Origin of the sequence: Edaphobacter dinghuensis (assembly GCF_014640335.1) — a bacterium.
Classification (GTDB): domain Bacteria; phylum Acidobacteriota; class Terriglobia; order Terriglobales; family Acidobacteriaceae; genus Edaphobacter; species Edaphobacter dinghuensis.
Window position 1 is genome coordinate 942,204 of the sequence record NZ_BMGT01000003.1, and the last position, 18,500, is coordinate 960,703.

Annotated in this window: 18 protein-coding genes and 1 tRNA gene; 8 read left to right on the forward strand and 11 right to left on the reverse strand. The window is 57.2% G+C overall.

What is annotated here, in order from left to right:
* The first annotated feature begins 3 nt into the window (after positions 1-3).
* Positions 4-1,023, forward strand: a complete 1,020-nt coding sequence (locus tag IEW09_RS15775; protein ID WP_188555127.1) for a VTT domain-containing protein — start codon at positions 4-6, stop codon at positions 1,021-1,023.
* Here IEW09_RS15775 and IEW09_RS15780 read toward each other — a convergent pair.
* A complete protein-coding gene (locus tag IEW09_RS15780; RefSeq protein WP_188555128.1) occupies positions 997-1,719 on the reverse strand; it encodes an energy transducer TonB in 723 nt (240 codons plus the stop codon). The two genes, IEW09_RS15775 and IEW09_RS15780, sit on opposite strands and share 27 nt — an antisense overlap.
* Positions 1,720-1,891: 172 nt before the next feature.
* On the opposite strand from IEW09_RS15780, the gene IEW09_RS15785 reads away from it, so the two are divergent.
* Both IEW09_RS15785 and IEW09_RS15790 read left to right on the forward strand, forming a co-directional pair.
* Entirely contained in the window at positions 1,892-3,481 is a 1,590-nt protein-coding gene (locus IEW09_RS15785; protein WP_188555129.1) for a UbiD family decarboxylase, read from the forward strand.
* Positions 3,482-3,725: 244 nt separating this feature from the next.
* Complete coding sequence (locus tag IEW09_RS15790; RefSeq protein WP_263369179.1) at positions 3,726-4,259, forward strand: putative outer membrane beta-barrel protein; 534 nt, start codon at positions 3,726-3,728, stop codon at positions 4,257-4,259.
* A gap of 288 nt (positions 4,260-4,547) precedes the next feature.
* Here the strand turns inward: IEW09_RS15790 and IEW09_RS15795 are convergent.
* The 3 genes from IEW09_RS15795 to IEW09_RS15805 all read right to left on the reverse strand — a co-directional run bounded on the left by IEW09_RS15795 (position 4,548) and on the right by IEW09_RS15805 (position 5,989).
* Positions 4,548-4,623 (reverse strand) — tRNA-Lys (locus tag IEW09_RS15795).
* Positions 4,624-4,750: 127 nt separating this feature from the next.
* A complete protein-coding gene (locus tag IEW09_RS15800; RefSeq protein ID WP_188555131.1) occupies positions 4,751-5,605 on the reverse strand; it encodes an MqnA/MqnD/SBP family protein in 855 nt (284 codons plus the stop codon).
* Positions 5,606-5,743: 138 nt separating this feature from the next.
* Positions 5,744-5,989 (reverse strand): hypothetical protein, encoded by a 246-nt coding sequence (locus IEW09_RS15805; protein WP_188555132.1) that lies wholly within the window; start codon positions 5,987-5,989, stop codon positions 5,744-5,746.
* A gap of 237 nt (positions 5,990-6,226) precedes the next feature.
* On the opposite strand from IEW09_RS15805, the gene IEW09_RS15810 reads away from it, so the two are divergent.
* Positions 6,227-6,625, forward strand: coding sequence for an FtsB family cell division protein (locus tag IEW09_RS15810; protein WP_188555133.1), 399 nt, complete (start codon positions 6,227-6,229; stop codon positions 6,623-6,625).
* 17 nt (positions 6,626-6,642) lie between these two features.
* Here the strand turns inward: IEW09_RS15810 and IEW09_RS15815 are convergent, their stop codons facing one another.
* Both IEW09_RS15815 and IEW09_RS15820 read right to left on the reverse strand, forming a co-directional pair.
* On the reverse strand, positions 6,643-7,488 hold the full coding sequence (locus IEW09_RS15815; RefSeq protein WP_188555134.1) for an ABC transporter ATP-binding protein: 846 nt from the start codon (positions 7,486-7,488) through the stop codon (positions 6,643-6,645).
* Between the two features lie 8 nt (positions 7,489-7,496).
* Positions 7,497-8,276, reverse strand: a complete 780-nt coding sequence (locus IEW09_RS15820) for an MlaE family ABC transporter permease (RefSeq protein WP_188555135.1) — start codon at positions 8,274-8,276, stop codon at positions 7,497-7,499.
* A 135-nt stretch (positions 8,277-8,411) separates the two neighbouring features.
* Between IEW09_RS15820 and IEW09_RS15825 the strand changes: the two genes are divergently transcribed.
* From IEW09_RS15825 to hpnE, 4 genes are read left to right on the forward strand one after another with little or no spacing between them, the layout of a single operon-like run.
* A complete protein-coding gene (locus IEW09_RS15825; RefSeq protein ID WP_188555305.1) occupies positions 8,412-9,467 on the forward strand; it encodes a zinc-dependent alcohol dehydrogenase in 1,056 nt (351 codons plus the stop codon).
* On the forward strand, positions 9,464-10,405 hold the full coding sequence (gene hpnC, locus IEW09_RS15830; RefSeq protein ID WP_188555136.1) for a squalene synthase HpnC: 942 nt from the start codon (positions 9,464-9,466) through the stop codon (positions 10,403-10,405). The genes IEW09_RS15825 and hpnC overlap by 4 nt, the downstream gene beginning before the upstream one ends.
* Positions 10,402-11,298, forward strand: coding sequence for a phytoene/squalene synthase family protein (locus tag IEW09_RS15835; protein ID WP_188555137.1), 897 nt, complete (start codon positions 10,402-10,404; stop codon positions 11,296-11,298). Before hpnC ends, IEW09_RS15835 begins: the two co-directional genes overlap by 4 nt.
* Complete coding sequence (gene hpnE, locus IEW09_RS15840) at positions 11,235-12,695, forward strand: hydroxysqualene dehydroxylase HpnE (RefSeq protein WP_188555306.1); 1,461 nt, start codon at positions 11,235-11,237, stop codon at positions 12,693-12,695. The genes IEW09_RS15835 and hpnE overlap by 64 nt, the downstream gene beginning before the upstream one ends.
* A 12-nt stretch (positions 12,696-12,707) precedes the next feature.
* Here hpnE and IEW09_RS15845 read toward each other — a convergent pair whose 3' ends face one another.
* From IEW09_RS15845 to IEW09_RS15865, 5 genes are all read right to left on the reverse strand, one after another.
* Positions 12,708-13,166: a cupin domain-containing protein gene (locus tag IEW09_RS15845; RefSeq protein ID WP_229739366.1), complete on the reverse strand. Its 459-nt coding sequence runs from the start codon at positions 13,164-13,166 to the stop codon at positions 12,708-12,710.
* 74 nt (positions 13,167-13,240) lie between these two features.
* Entirely contained in the window at positions 13,241-15,712 is a 2,472-nt protein-coding gene (locus IEW09_RS15850; protein ID WP_188555138.1) for an ATP-dependent Clp protease ATP-binding subunit, read from the reverse strand.
* 245 nt (positions 15,713-15,957) lie between these two features.
* On the reverse strand, positions 15,958-16,674 hold the full coding sequence (locus IEW09_RS15855; protein WP_373282831.1) for an ABC transporter ATP-binding protein: 717 nt from the start codon (positions 16,672-16,674) through the stop codon (positions 15,958-15,960).
* A 37-nt stretch (positions 16,675-16,711) separates the two neighbouring features.
* Positions 16,712-17,191, reverse strand: coding sequence for a carboxymuconolactone decarboxylase family protein (locus IEW09_RS15860; protein ID WP_188555140.1), 480 nt, complete (start codon positions 17,189-17,191; stop codon positions 16,712-16,714).
* Positions 17,184-18,470 (reverse strand): FtsX-like permease family protein, encoded by a 1,287-nt coding sequence (locus IEW09_RS15865; protein WP_188555141.1) that lies wholly within the window; start codon positions 18,468-18,470, stop codon positions 17,184-17,186. Before IEW09_RS15865 ends, IEW09_RS15860 begins: the two co-directional genes overlap by 8 nt.
* Positions 18,471-18,500 lie beyond the last annotated feature (30 nt).

An 18,500-nucleotide genomic window follows, 5' to 3' on the forward strand; every position in this document is an offset into this window, starting at 1 on the left:
CTTATGCCGATCGCGATTGTATTTTTCGTCCATTACGCCTACCTGATCCTGTTCTTCTGGGTTCTGGCAGAGCAGCTCGGCATACCCATTCCCAGCATTCCGGTGCTTCTCACAGCAGGAACACTCAGCGCTACCCATAAGATTCATCACAGCTATGCCTTGGCGGTTGTGTTGGTGGCGTGCATCCTGGCCGATACATTATGGTTTGCCCTGGGGCGACGTTATGGCAAAAATGTTCTCCAGCTCCTTTGCCGATTGTCGTTTGAGGCTTCCACCTGCGTAAGCAAGACCGAGGGATACTTCTCCAAGCGCGGCCCGGTCACGCTGCTGATTTCGAAGTTCATTCCGGGCTTGAGTACGGTTGCCGCGCCGATTGCGGGACAGACAGGAATGCCGTATGGTCGCTTTTTTATATGGGATCTCGCCGGATCGATCTTGTGGGCGGAGGCCTTTCTGCTCAGCGGGCGTTTCTTCGGCGACCTGGCAAAGCGCAGTGCACGGTTCTTCCAGCTATTGGGTCACTTTGCATTCATCATCTTTATCGTCATGGTGTTCGGCTTCTTTGCCTATCGCCTACTCAAGCAGCGCAGATTTCTGCAGCAGGTTCGCAGCATGCGGCTTGAGCCGGCCGAGTTGAAGGCTATGATCGACAACGCGCATAAGCAGGGTAATATCCCACCCTTTATCGTCGATCTGCGCCATCCTCTCGACTACCTGCCTGATCCGCGGGTGCTGCCGGGCGCGCTGCGCATTGGGCCGAATGAGATCCGGCAGCATAGCGAGATCATTCCGCGCGACCGCGATGTAATCCTCTACTGCACCTGCCCTAGCGAAGAGACCAGCGCCAAGTTGGCGATGCAGCTTCACAAGATGGGCATCTACCGTGTACGGCCGTTGCGCGGCGGCTTCGACGGATGGAAGGAGGCGGGGTACCCTCTTGAGGACTACATCGAAGACACCCCGCAAGTGCAGCCGCTGTTGACGCAGATCACACCATCAACTCCCCAGCCGGAAGTTCACTGATATCGTTGTCTGTACTTCAGTAGGGATGCCGTTGAGACGGTAAGGTTGATAGCGCGCTGTGCGGATGGCATCGATGGCGGCAGGCTGCAACATGGCAGGGCCGCTAACCACATGGAGACTCTCAATCATTCCAGTGCGGGAGATAGTGGCTTCCACAACGACCGTTCCTTCTACATGCGCTGCTCTGGCGATCTCAGAATAGACAGGACGAATTGGAGTGATAAGCATTCCGGCCGAGACGCCGGAAGATATGCGCACCGGGGCCTTCGATGTTTGCGTTGCAGCGACTGTTACGTGTGGCGCATGGGCCGTGTTTCCAATGGAGATGTTGAGCGATGTTTCATCTGTCATGCCGCTGCCTGATGGCATGGCGGTGATAGGAGGCGCATCGTCTGTTAATGGAAAGAGTCTGGGGAGCATCGACCGTGTCTGGAGAGCTTGTGTTGTAGTCGAAGCCAGAGCATCGGAGGCTGCTGCTGCCTGAACAGGCCTAATGGGAACAGGAGGTCGTGGAGGCGGTGGCATAAGGATGTGTGGCGTTGCAGCCACGAAGGCAAGCCTCTCCGGATGCAATAAAGGCAGCGCGATGATCAGCGCAGCTAAAGCAAATTGGAAGCTTATGGAGACTAGAGCCGTCCATCGCTCTGGTGAAGAAGCGTGACGAACTTGCGATACGACCAGACTGCCCTCGAACATAAAGCACCTCTCCATCTCGGCGGATCAGGTGCGCATCTGCGAGGAATGCGTACTTGCTACGTTAGACACCATCGCACCGGAAATGTTCCCGGACGCGACGCTTTCAAAACTTCTTATGCAGAACCCGTTACCATAGAACTTTGGCCGTGGTATGCCGCGGCAGGAGAGGGAATTGGCTTACAACGATCTTCGCGACTGGATAAAGCAACTCGAAAAGGCTGGAGAGCTGAAGCGCATCACGGCTGAGGTCGATCCGATTCTTGAGATGGCCGAGATTGCAGACCGCGCCGCCAAGTTGGGACGAGGCACAGCGAAGGCCGGTGGCCCGGCACTCCTGTTTGAGAACGTCAAGGGCTATCCGAAGGCGCGCGTGTTGATGAACCAGTTTGGCAGCGAGCGGCGAATGAAGCTGGCTCTCGAGACCGATTCGCTCAATGACATAGCCGACCGCATTCGTGAACTGCTGCATCCGGTTTCGCCGACAAGTTTTATGGACAAGCTGAAGATGCTGCCGAAGCTGGCAGAGGTTGGAGGATTCTTCCCTAAGCTCGTCGCTGCCAAGGACGCTCCCTGCAAAGAGGTCATTCATCGCGGTGAGGATGCCAATCTTCTTGATTTGCCTATTTTGAAGACGTGGCCACAGGATGGTGGCCGCTTCATTACGTTACCGTGCGTGATTACGCGCGATCCGAAGTCGGGTAAGCGCAACATCGGCATGTACCGAATGCAGGTCTACGACGGCAAGACGACAGGCATGCACTGGCAGCGTCAGAAGGTTGCCGCCGAGCACATGCGCGACCGGCTACGCGCTACGACTCCCGATGTTGCAGGCGGTGTTGATCTCATGGCATTGACGGCAGGCGGAACGGCTGCAGCGGCTTCTCTCGCCTCGTTGAACGCAACGACACTTACGAAGATTCGCAACGACCGCATGGAAGTTGCAGTTGCGATTGGCACCGATCCTGCGACGACCTTCTCTGCGATTGTTCCCGCGCCGCCTGAGGTTGAGGAGTACTTGATCGCAGGTTTCCTGCGTCAGAAGCCGGTTGAGTTGGTAAAGGCGGAGACAGTCGATCTCGAGGTGCCCGCTCACGCGGAATACATCCTCGAAGGTTATGTGCAGCTCGGCGAGCTGCGAACCGAAGGGCCGTTTGGCGATCACACTGGCTTCTACACCATGCAGGATGACTATCCGGTATTTCATGTCACTGCAATCACGCATCGCAAGCAGCCTGTCTATGCCGCCACTATCGTCGGCAAGCCACCTATGGAAGATGCGTGGATGGGCAAGGCAGTGGAACGAATCTTTTTGCCGCTGATGCAGATGACCTTGCCCGAGATTGTGGATGTCAACCTTCCTCCCGAAGGTGTCTTCCATAATTTGATGATCATCTCGATAAAGAAATCTTATGCGGGTCATGCGCGAAAAGTAATGAATGGCATCTGGGCGATGGGGCAGGCGATGTTTACAAAATGCATCATCGTCGTCGATGAGGATTGTGACGTGCAGGATCTGGCAGAGGTCGTTCTTCGCACGACGAACAACATCGATCCAGAGAGAGACATTCAGTTCACGCTGGGACCGGTGGACTCTCTGGACCATGCGAGTCGTCTGCCAAACTATGGTAGTAAGATGGGAATAGACGCGACGCGGAAGTGGCCTGCGGAGGGATTCACTCGCGAGTGGCCCGCGATGCTTGCAATGGAACCTGAGGTGAAAGCACGCGTAGACGCGTTGTGGAAAAAGCTTGGAATAGAGTAGGGTTTTCAAAAAAAATCTCCCCCTAACTCCTGATAGTTATTGAGTTTGTAACCGTTTTATTGAATTCTCACACATCAACATCAAAAAAAATGGGTTTCTTTTTTTAGCGGGAAACATTCGCTATGTGTTGCTGAGCAACGTGTTAACTCTACTTTGCTTCTAACCCACTTAGCGGGTTCTCCCGGAATCTCTGTTTGGAGGCATTATCTTGAAACGACATCATCTGGTTGGCTTATTTCTCTTCTTGTTCGGTTGCTCTCTCGCCTCCCAGGCTCAAGCAGTTCCCATGGCCACGCGTCTGGGCGGATTACAGGTAGGTGCAGGCTTTAGCTTTGCTGTGCCTGACTATGGTCCGACTTATATCAAGGGCTATACGATCTATGGAGATGCCGATCTGTGGCGTCGTGTCGGCATTGAAGCAGACGTGCACCAGATCAATGTTCTAACGCCAACGGATATTGGCGAGAATACTTATCTCGTCGGACCAAGATTTACTCTGATGCGCCGAGACCGTGTTCGCGTCTACGCGAAAGCTCTCGGTGGAGTGGGTCGTTTCGAGTACCAGAAGGGCAATCCACGCGCTCCATACAATCCAACCACTGATACCTTTGGCGTATTCTCTGTAGGAGGCGGCATCGAATTCCGTGCCTCACAGCATATCAACATTCGTGCCGTCGATATCGAGGCGCAGAAGTGGCCTGGTTATGGAACGCCTGGATATCCGGCACATGGATTGACGCCCTTTGTTACCACGTTTGGCGCTGCATATTCTTTCTAGCCTTTGTTGAAATTAGGGCGGATTTCCCCTTTGTGTAAAAGCGAACAGGACTCCTCTGACTCGAGGAGTCCTGTTCGCTTTTAGCTTAATTTCTAATTTTTACGCCTGCCTTCGATAGAAACCTAATTACAAGGAAGAAAGAGCCGCGAGACTAATCTCGACAGGGACGCTGCATAAGCGCGAGTAGGCCCAGGCTCGGCTGACACGTTGAAAGGAGTATGTCAGCTTCAGTGCACGAGTGCGCCGACAGGCTCCGTGAGTAACACTCTTTCGGAAGAGAGGGAAAAGTGGTGGACGCGGTAGGGATCGAACCTACGACCAGTCGATTAAGAGTCGAATGCTCTACCAGCTGAGCTACGCGTCCACATTGACCTCAAATGCATGAGGAGGAAGGGGATTGAGGGGCACACCCTGAAACCAGTCTGCCACAATCAATCGACTTACTTAAGATAACACAGCTTGCAGAGTGAAAGCACTCTGCAAGCTGCTGATTAACCAACAAAATCTACATTTGCACGAAGAGGAATGATGCCGCGGTCGAAGCCCATATCCAGAAGCTTGCGAATGGCCTCTTTGCCGTCCTCGCCATAGTTCAAGGTGCGCTCGTTGACGTACATGCCGACAAAACGGTTGGCCAGCGTAGGATCGAGATCGCGGGCGAACTGCATCGCGTATTCCAGCGCCTCTTCGCGATGGTCAAGAGCATGTTGGATGCTGTCCCGCAGAGCGTTCGTTGTGGCTAAGAGGGTCTCCTGGCTAAACGAGCGGCGAATGGCGTTGCCTCCAAGCGGGAGGGGAAGTCCAGTCTCTTCGCGCCACCACTGGCCAAGGTCGAGCAGCTTCACCAAACCGTCGTTCGCATAGGTTAGCTGGCCTTCGTGGATGATGAGTCCGGCATCGAACTCTCCCGAAACCACAGCGGGAATGATCTTGTCGAACGGCACAACAGCCGTCTCAATCTCCGGGGCGAAGAGCTTCAACGACAGGTATGCCGTGGTGAGCGTGCCAGGAACGGCGATGCGTGTCTTCTTTACTTCATCGAGCGTCAATTTGCGGGGCGAGACGATCATCGGCCCATAGCCTTCGCCAACGCTGCCGCCGCACGCCATCAGGGTGTACTTGTCCTGTAGGTAGGGATAGGCGTGAAACGAGATGGCGGTGACATCGTAGAAGGCTTCATTGATGGCGCGATGATTCAGTGTTTCGATGTCGGTGAGCGTGTGGTTGAACTTGTAGCCGGGGACGCGGACCTTGTTGGTGGCCAGGCCGTAGAACATAAAGGCGTCGTCGGAGTCCGGGCTGTGGGCGATGTTGATCTCTCGAATGGCAGTGTTCGCAGTAGTCATAATTCGGTAGTCCTTGGAAAAGTAAAAGGTAAGAGACGCAGCCCGGCATTGCCAGTTCATAACGTCGAAAGTTTCATGTTTCTAGGCTAGGAGCACCGCCGCTGAGGTAATGAGTTGCATAAATAGGGGCTTTTCGCATTAGCCGCGTTCGGTTGAGGTGAGCTTGTCGTAGGAGTGAGTGCGGTCCTGCGAGGATACATGCGCTGTGGAGCTATGAGGTAACGAGCTTTTACGCTCTTCCGCGGCGTCGAACAGATATTGGCTGAACTCCGGCTTCGACGAGTTGTTGAACTTGTGGCTGGCGCGAATGCGCCGTGTGATTGCCACCGCCGCCCATATTAGGGCGATAAAACAAAGAATCGAGATGGCAAAGAGAATTCGCATCAATAAAAGTTGACCTGATAAGAGGATACCAAGATTGCATCGGCTCGTGCAGCCGATACGCCCTTCCTTGCAATTTGCCGTGGAAATTCAAGCATGATCCCGCTGCGGCTCGTCGCTAGACTGGCTGGCAGTACAAACTTGGTACATTTCGAAGAGATGGAGCTTTTACACTTGACGGAGTTCTCTATCAAATTTGTACTGGGATATAGAAGAATTTTGCACTGAGTTTTTACAAATATGACTCGATCCACCACAACAGGCGCAGGGGCAAAGCGGTCAAGCGCTGTCGTGCGCCTATATCGGCAGATTCACGGCGGATGGAGAAAGATCGCTACCGGTGCTGCTGCGGTGCTTGCGCTTGCCATGGCTTACCATGTCATCTTTGGCCAGAATGGCCTGACGGTCTATCAGCAGAAGCGTCAGGAGACGCAGATGCTGGCCAAGCAATTGCAGACTTTGCAACATGAGAACGAGATGATGAAGGGTCACGTCGACCGCTTGCAGAACGATCCCAATGCGATCGAGCATCAGGCCCGCGAAGAGCTGCATTACACGCGGCCCGGTGAGGTGATCTACACGCTTCCTCCCGATCCTGCGTCGAAGGATGCTGCCAACCAGAACACCGCGAAACCCTAGAGCTTCCAAGAAGACCGTTAGGAGATATAGTCCTTCAACCAGGGATCGGTGGTGTGGACGAGCGCTTCGGTTGTGCCGTCAAAGACTACCTTGCCTTCGTTCAGCACAAGAAATTTAGTGCTGTCGTCGACTCCATTGTTGGGAATCAGCTCCATCCTGCCCGTCGTCGGGTTAAAGCGGTTTCTGGCCAGCGTGAATGCATCCTGCAACCGGTGGGTAATTAGCAGCGAGGTCGTGTGCGAGACGTCGCGCTGCTTGACGACCAGCTCAATGATGGTGGTCGACGTGATTGGGTCGAGTCCGCCTGTAGGAGAATCGTAGAGAATCAAATCGGGATTGGAGATGATGGCACGCGCAATGGAGACACGCCGTCGCATTCCGCCCGAAAGCTCCGATGGAAACTTGGCGATGGCTGGCTCCAGTTCGACAAATTGCAGAGCCTCTACCACGCGCTTGTGCGCTTCTTCTTCGGGGACGCCATCTTCGTGGAGGCGATAGGCTACATTGTCTTCCACTGAGAGCGAATCGAACAACGCCGACTCCTGAAAGACCATCCCGATGCGCGCACGTAGTTTGTAGAGGTCCTTCTCGGGCATCGTCGTAATTTCCTGCCCAAAGACCTTGATTGTTCCCGAGTCCGGCCGCAGCAACCCATTGGCCAGCTTCATCAGCACGGATTTACCGCAGCCCGCTGGTCCAAGGATGATGCGTGTCTCGCCGCGCTGTACGTCAAACGAGATATCTTCTAGCACCGGTTTCAGGTCGAATCTGATGGAGACGTCGCTATAGGCGACGACCGGGCCAGGCGGATCGGCATCGTGCTGGCTGAGAGAAGATTTCGTATTGACGAGTGCTTCGGTCATGGGTTGAATTACCGGCCAAAGATGCCGATCATCGCCCGGCTGACGATGAAGTCGACGATGATGATGAAGACCGACGACACGACAACGGCCTGTGTGGTCGAGCGGCCAACGCCCTGCGTTCCGCCCTTGGTTTTGAGACCGAAGTAGCAGCCGACCGTGGCAATGATGAACCCCGAGAAGAGCGGCTTGGTCAATCCCTGGACGACATCGCCGTAGACCAGAGCACGGTAGGAGCTGTGGAAGTAGCTGGAGGCGTTCAAGCCCAGCAGGGTCACACTGACGAGCGCTCCGCCAGCGATTCCAACGGCGTCCGCCACAATCGTAAGAAAAAAGAGCATGAAGATGGTTGCGTAAAGACGCGGCGTGACCAGTTTACGGATTGGATCGGTTCCAAGCGCCCGCATGGCGTCGATCTGCTCGGTCACCTTCATGGAGCCAAGCTCGGAGGCCATTCCCGAGGCGTTGCGTCCGGAGATCATCAGCCCGGTGAGGACGGGGCCAAGCTCTTTGACCATCGAGAGCGCGACCAGGTTGCCGGTCATGCTGATGGCGCCGAACTCCTGCAGGGAGGTCGCCGATTGCAGCGCCAGTACGCATCCTGTAAAGAAGCCGGTCAGCACGACGATCGGCAGCGACCCGAAGCCGATCGAGTCCATCTGGGTGAAGATGTCGGGCCAATATCGCGGACGTGAAAAGATGTTCGAGATCGCATGCCAAGAGAGCAGCGCGTAGTCCTGAACGGCGGCGACCTTTTCCTTAGCGAATTCCTCTGGGGAGACGAAGGGCATGTGGTTATCAGGCTCAATGTATCAGATGCAGGGGCGGTCTTGAAGATTGCATCTTCTTGGAAGGATTGAAGAAGTTCTTTAAGCAGTGTCTGGATTGGCCTTAGAAATGAGAAAATAGAAAGAATCATGGCTGAAATGACAGCGGCGGTGTTGTACGGCAAGCAAGACTTGAGATTGGAACAGGTGGCGGTCCCGCGCCCGGCGGATGGAGAGTTGCTCGTTCGCGTTGCGGCAGCGTTGACCTGCGGTACCGACCTCAAGGTCTACCGCCGTGGCTACCATGCCCGCATGCTCAAGCCGCCCATCCGCTTTGGCCACGAGCTGGCGGGAGTCGTCGAAGAGGTTGGCGCCGGTGTGACCAAATTTCGCAAGGGCGACAGGGTCGTTGCCCTGAACTCCGCGCCCTGCGACGCCTGCTTCTTCTGCACTCACGGGCAGCAGAACCTCTGCGAAGACCTTCTGTTCAATAACGGCGCCTACGCCGAGTTCATCCGCGTCCCGGCACGGATCGTCGAAAAGAACACGCTGCTGATTCCTGATGACGTCCTCTTCGAGCATGCCGCCCTCACCGAACCTCTGGCCTGTGTTGTTCGCGGCCTCGAGGAGAGCGGAGCCAAGGCAGGGGACACCATGATCGTCATCGGAGCCGGCCCTATCGGCCTGATGTTCATGCATGTCGCCGAGATCCACGGCGTTAATGTCATTGCTGTCGTCAAGCGCGAAGATCAGATCGCCGCCGCAAAACTGTTTGGCGCCTCTAGCGTGGTGCAGATCTCAGCCGTCGACGACGTGGTCGCCGCAGCCCGTGCTCTTACACCGCAGGGCCGTGGTGCCGATATCGTCATCGAGGCTGTAGCTACACCCGCTACGTGGGAGTGGGCCGTCGATATGGTACGCAAGGGTGGCGTGGTGAATTTCTTCGGTGGGCCGCCCAGTGGCACCAAGGTGCAGCTCGACACCAACCGCTTGCATTACGGCGACATCACCCTCAAGGCAAGCTTTCATCACACCCCTGCAACGTGCCGCACCGCATTCGAGCTGGTCACCAGCCGCCGTTTCAAGTGCGCCGACTACATCACCGGTCGTGCCGGTCTCAGCGATGTTCCCGCCATCTTTGCCCGTATGCTCGATCGAAGCGGAAGCACGCGCGAGATCAAGACCGCCGTCTTTCCTGCCGGGGTGCCTAAGTGAGTGAGATCACGCTCGCCGAACATGCTCTGCTTGGTGCGCCGCACGAGTACCTTACTCCGCTCGAACGGCCCACTCTCGCCGAAGCTCAGGCCTGGTGCCGCCACCTTGCGACGACACACTATGAGAACTTTCACGTCGCCACCTGGTTTTTGCCGCGCAAGATTCGGCCTCACTTCGAGAGCATCTACGCCTACTGCCGCGTAGCCGACGATCTCGGCGACGAGGTCGACGATCCCGAAGTCGCCTTGCGTCTGCTCAACTCCTGGGGTTCCATGCTTGACGAGTGCTACGACCATCCCGAACGCTCCATGCATCCTGTCTTTGTCGCACTGCACGAGACCATACGTGAGTGCGGCGTTCCCCGCCAACTCTTTGCCGATCTGCTGCATGCCTTCCGCATGGACCAGGTGAAGACCGAGTATGAAACATGGCACGAGCTTCTTGAGTACTCCCACTACTCCGCCAACCCGGTAGGCCGTCTGGTCTTGTGGGTCTGCGGATATCAGGACGAGTCGCTAGGTCTGCTCTCGGACAAGGTTTGTACAGCATTGCAACTGGCGAACTTCTGGCAGGATGTTACCGAAGACGCCGACCGTGGCAGGCGCTACATCCCCGCACAGGCGATGGCGCAGTTCGGCGTAGAAGATGGCCAGATTGAGGGCCGAGTCTTCACCCCGGAGTTCGGTGCGATGATCGAGAGTCTCGTCGTTGGAACTCGTGCCATGCTGCGCGATGGCAGCGTCATCAGCTCCCGCGTCGACAAGGAGCTGGCCGTCACGCTCGATCTCTTCAGCAAGGGCGGCAACGCCATTCTCGACGGCATTACCGCAGAGAAGTTCGATGTGCTGCGGGGCAGACCAGTCGTCACCAAGACTAAAAAACTGAGCCTCCTGGCAGGTGCGTTGATCGCCAAGATGCGGGCGGGGCTTGCCACGTGAACCTTGCGGAAGCCTATGCCGCCTGCCGCATCATAGCGCGGCGAGAGGCCAAAAACTTTTACTACGCCTTCCGCGTGCTGCCCCAGCATAAGAGCGACGCTATGTGCGCGGTCTACGCCTTCATGCGTCGCGCCGACGATATCTCCGACGACGAATCGCTCCCCATCGAGCAGCGCAGACAGGCCATGAGCAACTGGGTCGAGTCATGGCGTACCGCTCGCCGCACCGGAGCCTCTGACGATCCGGTCTTCCTCGCTCTCAACGACACACAAAAGCGGTTCGCAATTCCCGATGCTTTGCTCGAAGAGCTGGTGCAGGGAACCACAATGGATCTCGAACCGCAACCTGTCGCCGTTCAGACGTTCGCCACCTTCGACGACTTGTATCGTTACTGCTATCTCGTCGCCTCGGTCGTCGGCCTGGTCTGCATCCGCATCTTCGGCTACACCGATCCCCGTGCAGAAAAGCTCGCCGAAGAGACAGGGATCGCTTTTCAGCTAACCAACATCCTTCGCGACGTCAAAGAGGATGCGGAGCGCGGGCGAGTCTATCTGCCGCAGGACTGGCTACATGAATTCGGCCTCGACACCGAACGAGTGATCGCACTTGCGCAAGGTGCTGCGCTCCAGCCCGCAGACCGAGCTCTGCTGCGCCAGTTAGGTGCAAAGGCCGAAGCCTACTACGCCTCCGCGAACGAGTTACTGCCACTGATCGATAAGGACAGCCGCGCTGCGCTCTGGGTTCTCGTTACCATCTATCATGGCCTGCTCTACCGCATCGGCAAGCTCGACAGCGACGTATTCTCGCAGCGGGCCAGCGTCCCCAAGGCATCAAAGCTGTTGACTCTAACCCAGGGCATGGCAATGGCCCTACTCAACCGGGCAACATCGTGAGCGACTCCAATCAGCGCGATGTAATTGTTGTCGGCGCAGGCGTAGCCGGTCTGTCAGCAGCTGTAGCGCTCGCCGATGCCGGCGCGGATGTCACCCTGCTCGAACGCCGCCCCTACATCGGTGGGCGTGCTTACTCCTACGATCATCCCGCCCTCGAAGAGACCATCGACTCGCAGCACGTCGTGGTCGGTTGCTGCACCAACATCCTCGACCTCTGTAATCAGGCAGGGATGGCAGACACCATTCGCTGGTACGAGGAGCTGACCTTCCTCGAGCCCGGCGGCCGCCGCAGCCTGCTGCGTCCCGGCAGTCTTCCTGCGCCCGCGCATCAGGCCGTCAGTTTCCTGCGCGCCCCCATGCTTTCGCTGCGCGATAAGTCAGCAATCGCTACTGGCCTCGCCCGTTTCTTCCGCGGCTATCCTGCCGACGACACCGAAAGCTTCGCCACATGGCTCAAGCGCACCGGCCAGACCGAGCGCGCCATCCGCCACTTCTGGGAGCCTGTCGTCGTCGGCGCGCTCAACGATACCTTTGAGCGTTGTTCGGTCAAGTATGCAGGCAAAGTCTTCCACGAATCCTTCTTACGCTCCGCACCAGCCGGACGGCTCGGCATTCCCGCAGCCCCCTTGAGCGAATTCTTTAGCCCCATCGCCGATCTGGCGCGTCGCAAAGGCGTCGCCGTCAAGCTCAAGGCCGGAATTGAAAGCATCGAGCAGGTTCCGGGCAATCGCTGGCAGGTGCAGGCAGGAGGAGAGACGTACACGGCCTCCTCGGTCGTTCTGGCTACGAGCTTCAAGCAGACAGAGAGCCTTCTGATGAGTCTGAGCGCTTCGACAGGCACAGAAGCGGTGCAGAACGTCGACTTCAGCAGATTCACCGTCGCTCCGATCACGACAGTTCATCTCTGGTATGACCGTGATGTGACTGGCCTCGATCACGCTGTTCTGCTCGACACCCGCATCCAGTGGGTGTTCGCTAAATCGCGCATCCGTCGCTGGCCTGCGGAGCGCGGCAGTTATCTCGAGCTGGTCATCAGCGCCTCGTGGCCCGAGCTGGATATGGGAAGGGAAGAGATTCTTTCTTCTTCGATTCAGGAGCTGGAGCAGTTTTTTCCTGCGATCAAGCAAGCTACATTGATCAAGAGCGGAGTTCTCAAAGAAGCTCGCGCCACCTTCTCCGTTACTCCCGGCCTCGATCGTTTCCGTCCAAAACAAGCGACGCAATGGCCCGGCCTTTATCTCGCAGGCGACTGGACGGCAACAGAGTGGCCCTCCACGATGGAGGGCGCTGTTCGCAGCGGCAGGCTCGCTGCCGGCGCTCTGATGGGCGATGCCAACCGCTTCATGGCCCCGGAGCTTCCCGCCCAAGGGCTCATGCGCTGGTTGAATCGTCAGTAATTCAGGTGGACCTTATTCTGGCGGGCCGACCGTCACCACAAAATAAGTCGCCGGTGTGTCGCCGACATTCTTGATGAAGTGCTTGTCTCCGGCGACGCAGATGCCGACATCGCCTGCCACCATCTTGCGAGTTACGCCGTTGGTCATCAACTCTACCGTGCCCTCGCGCACTAGCCACAGTTCGTTGTGCAGATGCGTTCCAATCGGTTCGTGCGGAGCGCCCACAGCTTGTGTCGTCTCGTGCATCTCCAGTCGAAGATTGCCAGCCTTTAACATTCCTGCGACGTAGTGACGAGAGACTCGCTCCTGCGAACCGCCTGTCTTTGGCGGCTCCGGCGGAAATACGCCCGATTGAAGCACAGGCAGATTGCTCTGGGCCACGGCTGACTCCGGCATCGCTGCCGAACAAGCCAGCAGTGCTGGCAGCAAGGTTGCAAATTGACGACGATCCATCGAACTTTTAGAACTCATTGAACGAGATTTCCTCCGTCTTAAACGATACGCCCCGGCTCTGGCCGGGGCGTATCGTACATTTGCATCTTCAACTAAACAGCGGTCAGCGCAAGGCCAGCTGCCTTCTCTTCGCCATCCGCCGCAATAGGACGGTAGAACAGCGCGTTGTTTTCCATGTAGACCTCAAGGAACGCAGGCCGCTGCACGATACCCCCGCCGATTAAGGCTTCCGAGAGCGGATCCTCAACGTACTTCTGCAACGCGCGACGCAACGGACGAGCGCCGTAGGTGCGGTCAGAGGCAGTCTTCTCGATGATCCACTTCTTGGCTTCATCGGTCACAGAAATCGTGATCGCCTTATGCACCAGGTTCACGTTGAGCTGCTGTACCAGCAGTTCGAGAATCTGCATCAGGTCCTGATCCGACAGCGAGGTAAAGATGATGATCTCGTCGAGACGGTTCAGGAACTCCGGATTGAAGGTGCGCTTCACCTCTCCGCGTACGAGCTCTTCCATCTTGTCGAGCACCATGTCTTCCTTTTCGCTCTGGAAGCCAAGCCCCTGCCGCTTCTGCAGATGCTTCGCGCCAATGTTCGAGGTCATGATGATGATCGTGTTCTTGTAGTCGACCGTATTGCCAAGGCCATCGGTCAACTGGCCATCTTCAAAGACCTGCAGCAGCAGGTTGAAGACATCCGGGTGCGCCTTCTCGATCTCGTCGAGCAGTACAACGCAGTACGGATTGCGCTTGACGCGCTCGGTAAGCTGGCCGCCCTCTTCGTAGCCGACATATCCCGGAGGCGAACCGATCAGCTTGCTGACCGAGTGCTTCTCCATGAACTCCGACATATCGAAGCGAATCAGCGACTTTTCCGAACCGAACAGGAACTGCGCCAGCGTGCGCGCCATCTCGGTTTTGCCGACACCGGTAGGTCCAAGGAACAGGAAGCTGCCGATCGGACGTGCCGGATTCTTGAGGCCTGCACGTGAGCGGCGAATCGCCCGTGCCAGCGCCGAGATCGCCTTGTCCTGCGAGATCACGCGCTTGTGCAGCTCTTCTTCTACGCGCAGCAGCCGTTGCGTCTCCTCTTCCTTCAATGAAGTAATAGGAACGCCTGTCCAGCGGCTGACAACATCCTCGATGTCCTCGCGCGTCACAATACCTGCCGACGAATCATCAAGGTGATACTTGTCGCGGAGAGCCCGCAGGTTCTCGCGCTCCTTCCGCTCCTCGTCCGAATAGAAACGCGCCTTCTCAAACTCATGGTTCGCAATGGCGTTTTCCATCCGGTGCACGATGAACTTGATGCGCTTCTGCACCTCGGTCAATTCTTCCGGCAACGAAGTCTGCCGCAGCTTTACTCGCGCGCCCGCTTCGTCGATCAGGTCAATCGCCTTATCGGGAAGGAAGCGGTCGGGAATATAGCGGCTCGAGTGCGAGACAGAGAAGGTGATCGCATCATCGGTGTAGCTGACAGCATGGAACTTCTCATACTTGTCTTTAATGCCCATGATGATCTTGATCGCATCTTCTTCGCTGGGCGGCGGAACCTTCACGGCCTGAAAACGCCGCTCGAGCGAACGGTCCTTCTCGATCGATTTGCGATACTCCGCCGGGGTCGTCGCGCCAATGCACTGAATCTCGCCACGGCTCAGCGCCGGTTTCAAGATGTTTGCTGCATCGAGCGAGCCTTCGGCCGATCCTGCGCCGACCAGTGTATGCAACTCGTCAATGAAGACGATGGAGTTCTGGTTCTCCATCAACTCCTTCATGATCGTCTTGAGGCGCTCTTCAAACTGCCCGCGATACTTGGTTCCAGCGACGATCAGCGAAAGATCGAGCGCCAGCACCCGCTTATCGGCGAGGAAACTGGGCACCTCGCCGTCAGCGATCTTCTGGGCCAATCCTTCGACGATGGCGGTTTTACCAACGCCAGGCTCGCCGATCAGGACAGGATTATTCTTCGTCCGGCGGCATAGGATCTGGATGACACGATCTACTTCGGCATCGCGCCCGACCAGCGGATCGAGCTGCTGATCCATCGCGGACTGCGTAAGGTCGCGCGAGAACTCTGCCAGCATGCTCTGCTCGCCGCGCTGGCTCTTGCTGCCACCTTGTGCGGTGGGCACCTTCTCCTGCGTCGTTCGCTGCAACTCCTCGCGAATGGCAGGCAGCCTTAAACCACGCTCGGTGAGAATTTCGGCAGCAAAGCACTTCTCTTCGCGTAGTAGTCCCAACAGCAGATGTTCCGTGCCGATGTGTTTGTGAGAGAGCCGCTCGGCTTCTTCCGCAGCGTAGGCCAGCACTCGCTTGCACTCGTTCGACAGAGGCAGATCGACCGAGGTCGAAACCTTCTCCCGAATGGTCGTATGTCCTTCAATCTGCTTGCGTATGGATTCAACCGATGCGTGCGACCGCAAAAAGCGGTTCGTCAACGCCTTGTCCTCCCGCAGCAACCCCAGCAACAGGTGCTCTGTCTCGATATAAGGCGACCCGAACTGGCTGGCCTCGTACCGAGCAAAGAAGATCACCCTCCGCGCCTTCTCCGTATAGCGTTCGAACATGTTCTCCCCTTCAACGCCGGCCACCACCCAGCCCGAAGGCCGCATAGCGCCGTTGGTACCTTACCCATCCCTGCGTCGACTGCCCGCAAGGACAATCAGGCTACTTCAGACTGCGAAGCATCCATCCCACTTCTATCAGTGTAGTCGCCTGCGCAACACATCTGGAAATACCTCAAAAGTTATGCAATACCCTAGCACTGTCTATTAGATGAGTGCTGTGCAAAAAAGGCACCAAACCTGGTGCATCACTCCAGCACCTCCTCCAACCGTCCTTCTTTAAGCCGCAGCATTCGCCCGCAACGTCCTGCAAATTCAAGACTATGCGTGACAATTACGCTGGTTAGCCCATGAGCTACATGCAATCCCTGAATCAGCCCAAAGACCGTCTCCGCCGTCTTTCCATCGAGGTCCCCGGTCGGCTCATCTGCCAGAAGGATCTTCGGTTCCGTCACCAGCGCCCGCGCCAGCGATACCCTCTGCTGCTCGCCTCCGCTCAACTCGCCGCTGCGATGCTCGGCCCGTTCCGCCAGCCCGACCTCACCCAGCCAGACCCGCGCCCGCTCCAAGGCGGACGAACGCCCCATCCCGCGAGCCAGCAATGGCATAGCAACGTTTTCCAGTGCCGTAAACTCCGGCAGCAGGTAGTGAAACTGCCAAACATACCCAACATCCCTGTTCCTGAAGTCCGCCGCCTGTCCCGCAGAGAAGGTGCTCAACCGGCTGGTACCGCACCAGACCTCGCCTGCCGTCGGCCTGTCCAGCGCGGCCAGCAGATGCAGCAGGGAGCTCTTACCCGCGCCGCTCTCTCCAACGATGGCCACCATCTCACCGGCATGAACCACCAGATCGAGGCTGCGAAAGAGCTCCAGCTCCCCGCGTCCGGCAGCGCCGGGAACAGCGGCATAGGTCTTCGTCAGCCCCTCGGCACGCAGCACGACGGTCGCCTGGGTTGTACCCGGCAATGGCTCCAGCGTTCTCTCCGAATCTCCCCCAATGCGCTCAGCCACGGATCGCTCCATCAACCTTTGTGCCGGCGTGGCCGGGATACGCTCCCAGCGAAATCGCAATCCGGTTCCACGCATTGATCGTCGTAATGGTCAGCGTAAGATTCACCGTCTCCACATCGCTGAAGTGCGCTCGAACCTGCTGATACACCTCGTCGGGAGCATGGCCTTCCTGAATATTCGTCACCGCTTCGGTCCAAGCCAGCGCCGCCCGTTCCCGCTGCGTATAGCCATCCGAGTTGCGCCACTCCGCCAGTCGCTCAATTCGCTCTGCCGGTTCATTCAACTTCCGTAGTTCGGCAGCATGCAAGTGGACGCAGTACTCGCAGCCGTTCATCAGCGAAGCGCGCAGTCTCACGAATCCAAGCAATGATGCCTCGAGCCCAGTTCCTGTATTCAGATAATGCTCGAGCGCGCGCATCTTCTCCAGGCCTTCCGGTGCCAACTGCCCATACTTCAACCGTGGTTCACTCATAGCGCAAAGCCTCCGCAGGCAGCACCTTCGCCGCCGATCTCGACGGATACAGCGTAGCAATCAAGCTCACTCCTAGTGATACCGAAGCCACAACCACGGCATCCCAGATTCGCGGCGCAAACGGCAGATAGTCGATCGAATAAACCGAAGCATCCAGATGGATAAAGCGGTAGTGCCCACCCAACCAGCTCACGCCATATCCCAGCACCAATCCAATCACCGTGCCGATGATGGAGATCAGTAATCCCTGCAACAAAAAGATCCGCCGAACCTGCTCCGCCCGCACGCCGAAGCTCATCAGCACGGCGATGTCCTTGGTCTTCTCCATCACCATCATCGTCAGTGCAATCAGAATATTCAGCGCCGCCACGCACACGATCAGCGCCAGCACGATAAATGTCACATACTGTTCCAGCTTCAGTGCGCGGAACAACTCGCGGTTCTGCTCCATCCAGTTCGTTGTCTCAAAGCCCGGTCCCGCAGCCTGTTCAATGGCTTTGCCGATCCTGTCTGCGTGATAGAGATCATCCACCTTGAAGCTGATCACCGAGATCAGATCAGGCTCACTGAAGAGCTTCTGCGCATCCGACAACCGTACAAAGGTATAGCCAACGTCGTACTGATAGAACCCCGATTTGAAGATTCCCACAACGCGAAACCGCTGATAGCGCGGCACCAGCCCCAGCGGCGTCAGTTCTCCCTGCGGACTCGTCACCAGCACGTCGTCTCCAACCCCTGCGCCAACCGTGTCGGCCAAATCCTTCCCAATCACAATCGGCGGAATGGCTTGCACCGCCACCGAATCGTGTGCCCCATCTCCCGTTTCTGGGACATGGGCTTTCGAACCATCAACCGGCTCTAACTCCTTAGCCGATCCCTCGGTCACCGACTGCAGCAGATCGCCGACCCTGCGCTCATCGGCAGGAATCACTCCTTTGACCAGCGCACCGCCGCTCCTCGCTCCCCGAGAAATCAACACCTGCCCATACAGCCCGGGAGCAGCCGCGGTCACATGAGGAAGCTTTTCCAGCTTCTCAAGCAGAGGTCGCCAGTCGCGAATGCCATCGGCCTTAATCCGCATGAGGTCCACATGCGACGTCGAACCCACCAGTCTCGCCTGCAAGTCTTGCTGCATTCCATTCGTAATTGCCAGCGCAATAATCAGCGAGGCCACTCCGGCTGCGACGCCGATCACCGAGATCGCCGTGATGACCCCCACCACTGCCTGTCGCCGCTTGGCCCGCAGATACCGCGTCGCAATAAATAATTCAAATCGCATTGAACCCCAGCTTACTATCCGCCGCCGCTC